Annotated in this window: 9 protein-coding genes; 5 read left to right on the forward strand and 4 right to left on the reverse strand. The window is 38.1% G+C overall.

Features of this window, described 5'->3' with window-relative positions; all coding sequences use genetic code 11:
* Positions 1–156 precede the first annotated feature (156 nt).
* The 5 genes from KZC02_RS05535 (at position 157) to KZC02_RS05555 (ending at position 7,534) form a co-directional block, all read left to right on the forward strand.
* Positions 157–1,023: an AraC family transcriptional regulator gene (locus KZC02_RS05535; protein WP_221393198.1), complete on the forward strand. Its 867-nt coding sequence runs from the start codon at positions 157–159 to the stop codon at positions 1,021–1,023.
* A gap of 180 nt (positions 1,024–1,203) precedes the next feature.
* Positions 1,204–3,576 carry a right-handed parallel beta-helix repeat-containing protein gene (locus KZC02_RS05540; protein WP_221393199.1) on the forward strand — a complete coding sequence of 791 codons (2,373 nt, stop codon included), beginning with the start codon at positions 1,204–1,206 and terminating at the stop codon, positions 3,574–3,576.
* A gap of 208 nt (positions 3,577–3,784) precedes the next feature.
* Positions 3,785–5,413, forward strand: coding sequence for an adenine deaminase (gene ade, locus KZC02_RS05545; protein ID WP_221393200.1), 1,629 nt, complete (start codon positions 3,785–3,787; stop codon positions 5,411–5,413).
* Between the two features lie 159 nt (positions 5,414–5,572).
* Positions 5,573–6,154 carry an RNA polymerase sigma factor gene (locus KZC02_RS05550; RefSeq protein ID WP_221393201.1) on the forward strand — a complete coding sequence of 194 codons (582 nt, stop codon included), beginning with the start codon at positions 5,573–5,575 and terminating at the stop codon, positions 6,152–6,154.
* A 108-nt stretch (positions 6,155–6,262) separates the two neighbouring features.
* The gene (locus KZC02_RS05555) at positions 6,263–7,534 is read left to right on the forward strand and encodes a replication-associated recombination protein A (RefSeq protein WP_221393202.1); all 1,272 of its coding nucleotides are present in this window, start codon (positions 6,263–6,265) and stop codon (positions 7,532–7,534) included.
* A gap of 58 nt (positions 7,535–7,592) precedes the next feature.
* Here the strand turns inward: KZC02_RS05555 and KZC02_RS05560 are convergent, their stop codons facing one another.
* The 4 genes from KZC02_RS05560 to KZC02_RS05575 form a co-directional block, all read right to left on the reverse strand.
* A complete protein-coding gene (locus KZC02_RS05560; RefSeq protein ID WP_221393203.1) occupies positions 7,593–7,892 on the reverse strand; it encodes a hypothetical protein in 300 nt (99 codons plus the stop codon).
* 1,042 nt (positions 7,893–8,934) lie between these two features.
* Positions 8,935–11,382: a T9SS type A sorting domain-containing protein gene (locus KZC02_RS05565; protein WP_221393204.1), complete on the reverse strand. Its 2,448-nt coding sequence runs from the start codon at positions 11,380–11,382 to the stop codon at positions 8,935–8,937.
* A gap of 733 nt (positions 11,383–12,115) precedes the next feature.
* Complete coding sequence (locus KZC02_RS05570; protein WP_221394950.1) at positions 12,116–13,132, reverse strand: zinc-binding alcohol dehydrogenase family protein; 1,017 nt, start codon at positions 13,130–13,132, stop codon at positions 12,116–12,118.
* 59 nt (positions 13,133–13,191) lie between these two features.
* On the reverse strand, positions 13,192–14,232 hold the full coding sequence (locus tag KZC02_RS05575) for an aldo/keto reductase (RefSeq protein ID WP_221393205.1): 1,041 nt from the start codon (positions 14,230–14,232) through the stop codon (positions 13,192–13,194).
* Positions 14,233–14,333: the final 101 nt, after the last annotated feature.

Here is a 14,333-nt window from a genome sequence, read left to right on the forward strand (position 1 = left end):
TGAAAATGATCTATAACTGCAAAATCAAATACTTACCTTGAATTTTCATACAAATGAATAGAATTATTTAAACACATTATTTTACAATACTAGCATATTTTTCAACTATATTGGCATGTTAATCAAACATAGTCTGCATTAGTTGTTATTATAACTGTGAAACCACAATTATTGAAGGTCCCGAAAGGATTGAAACAGTCATTCAGTATACGGCGCGATGTTGTACTATATTTTTATGATCGCTGGCATTATCACCCTGAATTAGAACTGGTTCATATTGAACAGGGATCGGGAACCCAGTTTGTGGGAGATAATATTCAGAATTTCCAGAGCGGGGATTTAATACTGATTGGCCCGAATCTGCCCCATTACTGGCGCTGTGACGAAAAATATTTTCAGGGTGATACCAGTTTATATGCCCAGGCGACGGTTCTTCATTTTTCCGAAAATCTGTTTGGAGAATCCTTTCTGAATTTACCTGAAAACTCAGCGATCCATGAATTGCTTGAAAAGGCTAAAAGAGGCATGAAGCTTTTTGGTGAAGAGAATAAGCTTGTAAAAGCACTTTTGCAAAATTTACTGGATCAAAAGGAAAGTAATCCGCTGATCGCTTTGATGCAGATATTGCAAACTCTATCCCAAAGCCAGGATATTAAACCGCTTTCCAATACGGATTATCAACAGGAATTCGATCAGCACGATACCGACCGCATCAATCAAATTTATCAATATTCGTTAGCCAATTTTCAGCAAAAAATTTCGATTGAAGATATAGCGGAAGTGGCCAGTATCAGTCCGCATTCATTTTGCAGGTACTTCAAAAGCCGAAGCCGAAAAACTTACACCCAGTTTCTGCTCGAACTCCGGATTGGGCATGCATGCAAACTTTTGCTGGAAGGTAAATTAAGCGTCGCCCAGATTTGCTTTGAAAGCGGTTTCAACAACTTTGCCAATTTCAACAAATATTTCAAAATCCTGACCAGGAAAAGCCCGCTGCAGTATCAAAAGGAATACCGTTTGTGAGGTGGGTGCATTTTAAATTGTCCTAAAAAATCACCATGCGTTTCATCGGAACGCCTTTTGATTTTCTGCAACTGATTTAACATAAGATGCAATCAGCTACAAATTCCATTTATGTAAGAGTAAGATGTAAACCAGTTTTGGTTTCTTAAATAACTAAACAAGAAAAACTGATTTCTAAATATGGCTTGCTTTTTTCATCATAAACTTATAGGGATTGGATTATCTGCATTTTTGTCCTTACAATTGAGTAATTGTTTTGCCATTGATCTTTACATATCAAAAACCGGAAATGACAAAAATCCGGGAACAATTGGCAAGCCGTTAGCAACATTTGAAGCAGCACGAAATAAAATCAGAAACATACATGAACCGGTAGTTGTTCAGATCAGGGAAGGAATTTATTATTTAAAACAACCTGTAATTTTTGCTCCGGAAGATTCGCGTAAGCCGGAGGAAAGTGTAATCTACAAGGCTTATCCGGGAGAAAAAGTGGTGATTAGTGGTGCAATTGAGCTTAATCTCAAATGGAAGAATTACAAAGGAAATATCAAACAGGCTTCTATTTCAGAGAATATCGTTTTTGACCAGCTATTTGTAAACGGGAAACAGCTGCGAATGGCCCGATTTCCCAATTACGATTCTACTGCCAGTCATTTTGGCGGATATTCAGAAGATGTACTTTCCCCCCAGAAGATTAACAACTGGAAAAATCCCGAAGGCGCATATATCCATGCATTGCATAAGCACGAATGGGGTGGTTATCATTATCGCATAACAGGAAAAGATAATGAAGGTAAACTCATAATGGAAGGCGGCTATCAGAATAACCGCCAAATGGGTATGCATGACAAATACCGGTTTATTGAAAATGTTTTTGAAGAACTTGATACGGCCGGGGAATGGTATTACAACAAAAATGAAAAGGTTTTATATGCCTATTTTACTAAAAGCCAGGACATTGCAAAAGTAAAAATAGCAGCACCGCAATTAAAACATCTATTTGAATTCAGGGGAAGTGAAACAAATCCGGTACATAATATTGGTTTGGAAGGTTTAGAATTTGCGCATGTATTACGCACTTTCATGGAAACAAAAGAACCCCTGCTCCGAAGTGACTGGGCGATATATCGTGGTGGAACGGTCGTTTTTGAAGGCACTGAAAATTGTTTTGTCAGGAAATGTTACTTCAATGCAGTGGGTGGAAATGCAGTATTTTTTAGCAACTACAACCGTCATAGTGAAGTGTCAGGATGCCGTATAGAAAATGCCGGAGCCAGCGGTGTCTGTTTTGTGGGTGATCCGGCTGCGGTACGTTCACCTAGTTTTGAGTACAATCAGTCCATTGCATTTGAGGAGCTTGACAAACAGCCCGATCCAAAAACGAATAATTATCCGGCAGAATGCAGTGTTTCTGATAATCTGATGTATGGACTCGGACAGGTCGAAAAGCAGGTTGCCGGTGTGGAAATTTCAATGGCAATGGACATTACTGTGAGCCATAATACGATATATAATGTACCGCGTTCAGGTATTAATGTAAGTGAAGGAACCTGGGGCGGTCATATTATTGAATATAATGACGTGTTTAATACCGTTCTGGAAACCGGCGATCATGGCTCTTTCAACTCATGGGGAAGAGACCGGTTCTGGAATCCAAACCGGGAAGTGATGGATAAAATAACAGCTGCACATCCGGAAATCATACTACTGGATGCACAAAAAACAACGATTATCCGCAATAACCGTTTCAGGTGTGACCATGGCTGGGATATTGACCTGGACGATGGCAGCAGCAATTACCATATATACAATAATCTTTGTCTGAATGGCGGACTTAAATTGCGGGAAGGTTTTCAAAGAATCGTTGAGAATAATATTATAGTTAATAATAGTTTTCACCCACATGTCTGGTTCGCCGGCAGCGGTGATGTTTTCAGGAAAAACGTGGTATTGAAACCATACTATCCAATTCAGATTAAGGAATGGGGAAAAGAGGTAGATAATAACTTTTTTCCGGATAATAAAGCATTAGCCGAGGCACAAAAAAATAAAACAGATATGCACAGCCTTGCAGGTGATCCATTATTTGAAAATCCTGCAAAAGGAAATTATGAATTAATGGCAGGAAGTGCTGCTTTTAAACTGGGTTTTGTAAATTTTCCGATGGACGATTTTGGCGTTGTTTCTCCTGAACTCAAATCGAAAGCAGCAAAAATTCCATTGCCTGACATTAATGCGATTTCTGAAAATAATGGAATAAAAGAAATGACGTGGCTGAAAGCTAAGCTGCGAAATGTAAATGGTTTGGGTGACCGTTCAGCTTTTGGTTTACCAGACGAAAAAGGTGTGATTATAGAAAACATTCCTTCCGAAAGTATTCTTTCAAAATCGGATCTGAAAAATGGTGATGTGATACGTACGATGAATCAGAAAGAAATTGAAAGTATCGTAAATCTCACTGACGTCTACCAGGAAATTAACTGGCAGGGAAAATCCGAAATGGAAGTTTTCAGAAACCAGCAACTGATTAAACTGATTGTTTTATTTAAATGATTTTATTGGACAGAATTTTAGGATCACTTGTTCAAAGTTTTAATGGATTTTATCATTCTCATTTCCTCGTTCCTACACTTCCTCTTTTAACTTTTTTCCATTCACCATTTCCCAAACTTTATGAAATTTAACGCCCGTTTTACTCTCATGAAGCGTTAATTTCTTACTTTCCGCATTTTATTATTCATCCACAAATTCGTTAACCATAATGAACGTAAATCTTATTAATCTTTTTGATAAAACCATTCAGGAAGTTGAAATTTCTATTCAGGAGCAACTCATAAGCCGGATAGAGATTATTGGAGCTGAAAATCCTGCATTATCTTACATTCTCCCTGGATTTGTAGATGCCCATGTACACATTGAAAGTTCTATGCTGACACCAGTTCAATTTGCCCGTCTGGCTGTTGTCCACGGAACGGTTGCTACTGTTTCTGATCCGCATGAAATTGCCAATGTAAACGGTGTGGCCGGAGTGGAATTCATGATCGAAGACAGCAGGCGTGTTCCTTTCAAATTTTGTTTTGGCGCTCCCTCCTGCGTTCCTGCTACAGTTTTTGAAACAGCAGGTGCTATTGTGAGTCCGGATGATATCCGGGACCTTTTAGCAAAAGACGAAATTGGCTATCTGGCGGAAGTGATGAATTTTCCTGGTGTCCTGAACGGAGATCCCGACATGATTGCTAAAATCAATTGGGCAAAACATTTTAACAAACCTATTGACGGCCATGCACCGGGATTACGTGGCGAAGCTGCAAAAAAATATGCAGAGGCCGGCATGACGACCGATCATGAATGTTTTACTTATGACGAAGCACGTGAAAAAATAGATTATGGAATGAAAATCCTTATCAGGGAAGGTAGTGCCGCCAGAAATTTTGATGCACTTATTCCGCTTCTAGCCGAATTCCCGGATCAGATCATGTTCTGTTCCGACGACAAACATCCTGACAATCTGGTAGAAGGACATATCAATGTATTGGTAAAAAGGTCACTGGAACTTGGCCACGATTTGTGGAATATCCTTCGCGCCGCCTGTTTAAACCCGGTTTTGCATTATAAACTCCCGGTTGGCCTGTTAAGGGAAAACGACTTTGCTGATTTTATTGTCATTGATAATCCGACTGAATTCAACATTCAACAAACCTGGCTGAACGGAGAAGTGGTTGCTGAAAATAATAAATCCAACTTTCCTGACCTTCGCAGTAGTCACATTAACCAGTTTAATTGTAATATAAAAAGTCCGGCTGATTTTCAGTGTTTTGCAAATAAAGTTTCATCAGGAATAAGGGTAATTGAGGCACTGGAAGGTCAACTGATTACAAACGAATTAATTGAAGATATTTTAGTAAAAAATGGATTAATCGTTTCTGACACGGAACGAGATATTTTGAAAATTACGGTCGTCAACCGATATCAAAATTCTGAACCGGCAATTGCATTTATCAAAAATTTTGGCATAAAAACAGGGGCAATTGCCTCATCAGTTGCACACGACTCACACAATATTATTGCAGTAGGATGTGACGACGAAAGTATCAGCGAAGCTGTAAATTTGATCATTGAAGCAAAAGGTGGGGTTGCTGCAGTTGGAAACGGAGAAAAACATTTGCTGGAACTGCCCATTGCGGGTTTAATGAGTGATAAGGATGGTTATCTTGTAGCGGAATCTTATACAAGGCTTGATCAGTTTGTGAAGACCACTTTACAATCAACGCTTAAATCTCCATATATGACTTTGTCTTTTATGGCTTTGCTGGTGATTCCTTCTTTGAAACTAAGCGACAAAGGATTGTTTAATGGAGAGAAATTTGAGTTTATATCTCTATCAGTATAATAGGTTAAAATAGCACAGTACAATTGTATCATTAAATTGTTAAATGAAATTTTATCTTAAAATATTTTTATAATATGTTTTTTTATAAATATATTTACAAGTGTAAAAATGACCCTTATTAAATCATATTCCTAAACTCAATTAAATTCCTAACCTAAAATGGCTCACCTGCGCTACAAACAAGAAGAAGAACTCAATTTCTGGGATCAGTTCAGAAAAGGCGACGAAAATGCTTATGCATGCCTTTACCGCTCTTACGTCCACATTCTTTATCAGTATTGTTCACAGTTCACGATTGACAAGCCACTGATTAAAGATTGTATTCACGATCTATTTGTTGAATTATGGAAAAACCGGGCGACATTGGGTGACACCACTTCCGTCCGTTTTTATTTGATGGCCTCTATTAAAAGAAAACTGGTCCGTCATTTAAATGCGCAGCAAAAACACACAAGCAACGAGGATATTCCAGTTGAGTACTGGCATATTCACACACCATCTCACGAACACCAGCTTATTTCAGAAGAAGAATTTGAGGCTACTAATCAGCATTTAAACGTAGCAATCAATGGTTTACCCCGCCGTCAGCGAGAAGCAATCTTCCTGAAATTTTACATGAATCTTAACAACCACGAAATTGCTGATCTGATGAAAATTAACATCCAGTCGGTTTATAACCTGGTTTTTGGCGCATTAGGAAATCTGAAAAAACAAATGACCTTAGAAAGATTAACGTTCTAACTGTTTCCTTTTCCTCTATTGTAATGAGAAAGCGCGGCGAACTATGCCGCGCTTTTTTTGTTACATAAGGAAGTATAATATTCTTAATTTATTCAATAAAACTCATTAATGACTTTGGTAACTACACCACTCGCCGAACGTCTCCGTCCACGACAACTGGATGACTATGTTGGTCAGGATAAGTTATTAGGCCCGAATGGCCCGCTTCGAAGGGCTATACTTCAGAATACCATTCCTTCCATGATTTTGTGGGGTCCTCCCGGCGTAGGTAAAACTACATTGGCATTGCTCATGGCCGATGCCACCAAAAGGCAATTCCATAATTTAAGTGCGATCAGCTCAGGCGTGAAGGATCTGAGAGAAATTCTTTCCCGTCCATCCGGGTTATTCCCACCCATTCTTTTTATTGACGAAATTCACCGGTATAATAAAAGCCAGCAGGATGCATTGCTTGGTGCCGTGGAAAAAGGGCAGGTTACTTTAATTGGGGCTACAACAGAAAATCCTTCCTTTGAGATAAATTCTGCACTTCTCTCCCGCTGTCAGGTTTATATTCTGGAAGCATTTGGAGAAAAGGAATTAAAGGAACTTATTCAGCGGGCGATTACGAAGGACCAGTGGTTAAAAGAAAAAAATATCACTTTTACATCCTATGATGCTTTGTTTCGGTTATCGGGCGGTGATGGGCGAAAGCTGCTTAATCTGCTGGAATTAGCTGTTTTAGGAAAAGGAGAAGTAGCCGAAATTGAAATAACGGATGAGTGGGTAACCGAAGTTGCCCAACAAAACATTGCTCGTTATGACAAATCCGGCGAGCAGCATTATGATATTATTTCAGCATTTATTAAATCATTGCGCGGAAGTGATCCTAATGGTGCTGTTTACTGGATGGCACGTATGATTGTAGCAGGTGAAGACCCATCATTTATAGCCAGAAGAATGCTTATTATGGCATCCGAAGATATTGGAAATGCGAATCCAACTGCGATGATTATGGCCAATGCGTGTATGCAGGCAGTAAATGTGATCGGTTATCCTGAATGCCGTATCATACTTTCCCAGGTTGCGATTTATCTGGCCACTTCTCCGAAGAGCAATGCCAGTTATATGGCCATTGGTGATGCTATTGAAGCTGCCAAAAATACCGCTCATTTGCCCGTACCACTTCATTTACGTAATGCACCAACTAAACTGATGAAACAAATTGGTTACGGAAAGGATTACAAGTATTCACACGACTATGAAGGGAATTTCGCTAAACAAGCTTTTTTACCAGAAGAATTAAAAGGGAAGAAATTTTTTGAACCTGGGCCTAATTCAAGAGAAGAAGAAATCCGCAAGAAATTACAAATGTGGTGGGGAGACTGGTACGGCTATTAGAGTACTACTTGTACCAAAACATGTTTGAAGTGTATTAATAAAAAATGTCTTCCTAATCTTATTGCTTATTAAAATGACTTTTTTTCTCCCGCTCATGAGCAAGATATTCGGAAATTTGCTGTTTGTTACTTTCAAGTTTTTCCTGAAACTTAGAAAATGAACGTTTGACATCCAGAACGCTTTCCTGATTGATCTGTGGCCAGACAATTGAAACTGCTGTGGCTAATTTCCTAAGGTTTTCCGGAGTTTGCTTCCTTAAAATAAATGCTTCCATTAATTCAATTCCTTCTTTTGTGTCTTTAAGGTTTGAACCAAATATTTCATAACCCGCAAGAGTATTTTTTCCTCTTTTCATCATACGAATGAGATTAAAGCAAATATTCTAATTTAGGTACATAGGCATAACTAATCTACGTGTGCAAATTTAGAATAAATTCTATTAAGATGCTAGACTAATCATAGACAATTTACCTCTAACATATTTTATACATTATTATACAACCCGACGTATTGTAAGCATCAAAATCACGTTCTATAAGTAACAGAAGCTATTTTGGTTAAAAATCTATACCATAATATACATGTTGCGTCCAGTCCAACAATTGAGATGAATGAAATTATAGCTGCCCGGTTACAAACCTTTGCTTACACACAGAACTATCATATTGAATCCGAAAATTTGTCCTGATAAGATATTTAAAAAATTGTAAAATACCGTGAAATGCGAACTAATGTAAAACTGTTGACCCTGTGTAAATAACAGCCAATGTGTGGTGAAAAAGGGGCAGTAAAAACTATTTTTATAGCCACATCAACTTTATTTAGCTGCTACTAATAGGTTTCTTTCCGATAATCTGTTAAATTTGTACTCGAGGTCTGTCCAAAACAGAGCTCATAACGTTGAGTAAAATCGGACATCCCTGGGCTTTGCCTTAGGGATGTTTTTTTGTTTAATATAAAACGTTCTGTGTTAGGCAATTATCTTTAACTTAATATACTATTATTTCAATTGATAAAATAAAACTAATTGAAATCAAATATACTTTTCCATGTAGAATTTATTCAATAAATTTAAATGAATAACTATTTTTTCAGATCAAATTGACTGCTTTTATTGCAATTTCGTATCGAAATAAGCTTCTCGAATTAAATTTTGGTATGTTTTTTGCAAGGATTTATAAATAATTTTGCTGCCCGGATTTCAATAATCATGCCAGATTAATTGTATTGCTATCAATCTCTTTTAGGTTGAAAATATCATTTTATTGTTTTCAGCTGCTGGTACTAAACCTTATTTTCAATCTGTTATGATTGAAATCCTCTTAAAAAATTCTGTGTGTTTTAATAAAAAAGAGCCGTCGATCTGGAATCAACGGCTCTTGTCTTTGATAATTTCCCGGTTATAGTTTTATAAAATTGCTTGTATCCTTCTTACCGTTCTTGTATAGAATCTGAACAATATAAAGTCCGGGAGTCAGGTTATTGGTTCTAATACCGGTAGTCTGTGAATTATCTGATTCAAATACCACTTTACCTGATGCATGAACTATCCTGACCGATTTGATCTGATTCCAGTCATTTACCCCTATTTCGAGTTTTTCAGTATTCAGAACAGGATTCGGGTAAATTTTAACTGTCTCATTCTTACCGAAATTAAGGCTTTCAATACGACTATATGCAAAGGTACCGTCATGATCTTTCATCTTTAAGCGATAAAGATTTTCACCTTCGGAAGGTGAATTGTCGGTAAAATAGTAATTTGCCGATGAAGTACTTTCTCCTTTAGCAAGCTGGTATCCAATTTTCAACCATTCCTTTCCATTACGGCTGCGTTCAATATCAAATCCTTCGCTGTTAGATTCTGATGTAGTAATCCACGTCAATGAAGCACTTTGCTCCTCCTTTACTGCTTTAAACAAACTTAATGTGACCGGAAGAGGACTTGCAGCAATTATAAATGTAAAAGTTGCAACATCCTGCTGAATCCCGTCAGTTATATAAATATCAAAGGTATAAGTATCCGCTTTCTCGCTTGTTATCGGAACGGAAGTACTTAATACTCCTGCCGAACTCAGGCTAAAATTTGGCGGAAGGCCGGTCGCCGAAGTCCTTCCCAATGGATTAGTTAATGAATAGGTATAAAAAGCGGCTCCTTTTCCCCCTTCAGATTCAGAATTTGTTATGCTGTTCAATCCACTGGAGTATGAGGTCTGTCCAACATATGCAGGTGCATACTCACCTCCGGTTAAAGCCAGCTCCACGTAAATTGTTACCGAAAAATTTTGTTCTGAAAAAACGACCTTATTTAAAGTTTGATCAAAAACTGTTGCATTAAATGCCACCGGCAAGCCCGTCCCGGTTCCTGGCCCTGGAGTACCAGTAATGGTACCATTTGGATTTAATATCAATCCGGCTGGTAATCCAACAGCATTCGAAAATTGATAATTGCTGCCCGGTTCGCCTGAAATTACGATTTGTTTACCAGAACCCGCATTATACAATTTACCCTCAACCAAACTGGCAGGATTGGTAAAAGTCGGTTCGTTTAGTATGGTAATCTGAGCAGTCGCCACAGCTGACCTGTTTGTACAGCCAGTCCGTGACGCCTGAACGTCGTAGGAAGTATTACTGGTTAAAGCAGGAGTAATATATGGATTGCTGGTACTGCCGGATGGTGTCCATATTACTCCGTCACCAGCACTTACTGTTGCTAATAAGGAAGCTGTATTTCCACTGTATACGGATAAGTTTGGTGTTGTTACCGTTGGTGCCGGTGCAATGCGCTGGATTTCATATACCCTTAGAAAGCCTAATACATTTAACAATCCCCCCACCCGGATCTCTATTCTGTCAAATTTCCCTGAACTGGCAAAAGTGACATACCCTTTTGTTGAACCCGATAAGAGCTGAAGACTCAATAAGCTGGCATCCGCTTTGCTGTCTACTAATGTATCGCCACGGTAAGTATAAACTCCAACTTCGTCTAATAGCCCTAAGCTTAGCAGATTAGCAGGATTTTCCAGTAAAACTTTTACAACATCACCTGTACGTGAAGTACCAGGATACAAAACTTTTAGATATGAATATTCTGCAATAGCTGCAACTGCGGTAATTTGTGCATAATCACTTTCATTTCCGTTAACAGCGTTGGCGGGGTCTGAGACGGTGGTAGTAAGGCCGGAAACCAAACTTCCCGTTGAACCGGAAAGTACATCCACATAATTGTCGCATGCAATAGCACCAGTTTCAGCTTCTTCATAATAAGCGTCATAGAAACTGATAGATGTTGAGCCTATAACTACTGCGCCAAAAGAAACGCGTACACGGTCATATGCCAGCGTGGTAGATGGTGTATAAATATATTCGTATGTATTGGTTCCATTTAAAAGATGCAACAAACTACTTCCTGAAAGCACCTTTGCGGATCCTACCCTGTAATCGGTTGAAAAAAATGACCCGTCTGTGTCACCTCCATTATAAGCCTGAACAGTAATTGTTGGCAATAAGGCAAGCAAGGAAACTCCGGAACCAATTTTTATATGGATCGGCTTATTTGTAACAGCTGCCGGAAATTGTACCCGCTGATACCTCGCGCCTACTAAATTAACTGATAATACAGATGCAGTTGAGATGTCACCGTCTTTTGCTTGATTATCATTTGCTGAAGTTCCCAATCCACCAATCATAGTGGAACCGGTTGCATAAATTCTCTTTACGGGCTGCTGAGCGAAGGAAAATGAAATTGGAAATAATATTAAAAGCAAAAGTGGCAATAAAACAGAAAAAGAATCAGCCTTAAATTTAAAAGTAAAAGATTGTTGATAAAATAACCTGATAAAAGTTTTCATATTATAAGATGAGTTAAAATTTTAGTAAAAAAGAATAAAATGACAGACGTTAATTTTTTTGTTTTTTACAGCATAATTCCCCCTAACACATACCAAAATATGCCAGGGTAAAATGTGAAATGTTTAATTGTTTAAAATTTTGTTTTACTTTCTAATTTGATTAAAACGGTATTTTTTTTACAAAACAAGTTCAACCGGCAAGTCATAATGATTTGCCGCTATTTGCGTGTCATTCAAAATATGTGAAGGATTTTTTTTGGTTTATTAATTCAAATTCTGATAGAGATATTAAACTTAAATTCAATTTTCACTGCTAAACTGTTTTGCAAATAAAATATTATAACCGGTCAAATATTGCCATCAAATGAAACTAATTATTTAATTAAATACAAATTAATACTACCTTTCAAAATTAATTTTAGCTATACAAATAGTAACTAAAAAAGGCTACAATTGTATTATTTAGATAACCAATATTTGATTTATTTTATTTAAATTAAATAGATTTTATAGAATAATATTCTACAATCCCTTTTGCCAGCCCATAAACAACAACCAATGTCAATAATCAAATTATCCTTAATAAATAAAATAAGGCATCGTGTTGTAGAATAAATTTATTCTACAACACGATGCCTTATTTTATGGCTTGCATATTAAAAAATACTGAAAAATTCTTAATTACGTATTCCGGTAACGGTTAGCGAAATAGCAGTAATTCGTGACGGTAATTCTAGAAATTTTTTAAAACTATTTTTCCTATTGCAGAGCCAGACTCTAATCTGGCGTGTGCTATTCTCAGGTTTTCCGCATTTATGGGAGAAAGTGTATCTCCAAGAGTAGTTTTAATCTTACCGCTATCTACCAGACCGGATACTTCATTTAAGAGATTATGCTGTTCAATCATGTCCGTAGTCTGGTAAGTGGACCTTGTGAACATAAGCTCCCAGGAGATGGTGACACTTTTATTTTTGAATAAATTAAAATTCAAATCACCAGCGGCCTCAACGATCATACATATTTTTCCCTGTGGTGCAATCACTTCGGACATTACTTTCCAATATTGTAAAGTGTTATTAACGTTAAATATGTAATCCACCTCATCGGTACCAAATTCTCTTAATTGTTCCGCAATGTCTTTAGAATGATCCACAATATTATCCGCTCCCAATTCTTTTATCCACCTTGCAGATTCGGGGCGGGAAGCCGTAGCAATCACTTTTAATCCTGCAAGTTTAGCAAGTTGTATAGCAATTGATCCAACACCACCGGCACCACCAATAATCAAAATACTTCTATCACTATTTTGCTCAGCATTTCGGCTGATCCCTAACCTGGTAAATAACCCTTCGTAAGCAGTGATGGTTGTAAGTGGCAAGGCTGCTGCCTCTGCAAAACTAAGAGAACCCGGTTTTTTTCCAACCAGGCGCTCATCTACTAAGTGAAATTCACTGTTTCCTCCCTGCCTGGTCATTGTTCCGGAATAATATACTTCATCACCCGCTTTGAATAATGAGACATCTTTTCCCACCTCTTCTACAATCCCGGCTACATCCCATCCCAAAATTTTTGGAACTCCTTCGATCTTATCTTTTGGAGAACGAACTTTATAATCAACCGGATTTACACCAATTGCTTTTACATTTACAAGCAAGTCTCTTCCTGTTGCCACCGGTTTGCCAATTTCCAGGTCCAGTAAACTTTCGGGATCTTCTATGGGCAGGTATTTATGTAATCCTACCGCTTTCATCGTGCTTCTTTCTAAGCCCATAAATAACTCAATTTATAATTTTAAAGTGACTGGCAACGTTACAATTTTTTATAAAAATCAGGGATGGGATTGAGTGCAACATTTTTTCTCTGGTGCCAATATGGATACACAGGCTCTCTTTCACTTGCTGCATCCAGCTTTTTGACCTGTTCCAGCGTCAGGTTCCATCCAACAGCTCCCAAATTTTGTTTCAACTGTTCTTCATTTCTTGCACCAATTACAACATTGCATACAGTCGGCCTTTGCAATACCCAGTTCAGTGCAACCTGAGCCACGGATTTTTCTGTTTCTTCCGCAATTTCGTCTAGTGTATCAATGATTTGATAAAAGAAATCCTCTGCAAGTTCCGGCCCTTCTCCTCCACCCTGTGCAATTCTGCTCTCTGTCGGAATTGGCTGATTTCTACGGTATTTTCCGCCCAGTCTCCCTGCCGACAATGGGCTCCATACTATTGTACCTACCTTTTGATCCAGTCCTAACGGCATCAGTTCCCATTCAAGTTCACGGCTTAGAAGTGAGTAGTGCGCCTGGTGTGCAATGTATCTGGACCAGCCATATTTTTCGGAAACTGACAAGGATTTCATCAAATGCCAACCGGAAAAGTTGGAGCATGCAATGTACCGTATCTTTCCACTTATAACGAGATCATCCAGTGCGCTCAGCGTTTCCTCAACGGGTGTATTACCGTCGAATCCATGCATGTGGTAAATATCAATATAATCGGTTTTTAATCTTCTCAGGCTATCTTCACAGGACTTGATCAAATGAAACCTGGAAGAACCGTAATCGTTCGGCCCATCACCCATTTTGAAAGTCGCCTTGGTAGATAAAAGGATTTTGTCCCTCAATCCGATCACTGCTTTACCCAAAATTTCTTCCGAAAGACCTTGTGAATAAACATCCGCAGTATCAAACAAATTTAGCCCAGCGTCCAGACAAAGATTAACCAAATGGCTTGCTTCGTCGGCCTGTGTATTTCCCCATGCCTTAAAAAATTCACCACCACCTCCAAAAGTGCCTGTTCCAAAACTTAAAACGGGCACTTTAAGTCCCGATGCTCCCAATTGCCTGTATTCCATATTTATGTTCTTTTAGTTAATAATCTATTTACCCTCAAATTCGTGCAATTAATCACAATTTCACCTTTTTTAAACAGACACACGTTATATTCGATAATGCT

Source organism: Dyadobacter sp. NIV53, assembly GCF_019711195.1.
GTDB lineage: Bacteria > Bacteroidota > Bacteroidia > Cytophagales > Spirosomataceae > Dyadobacter.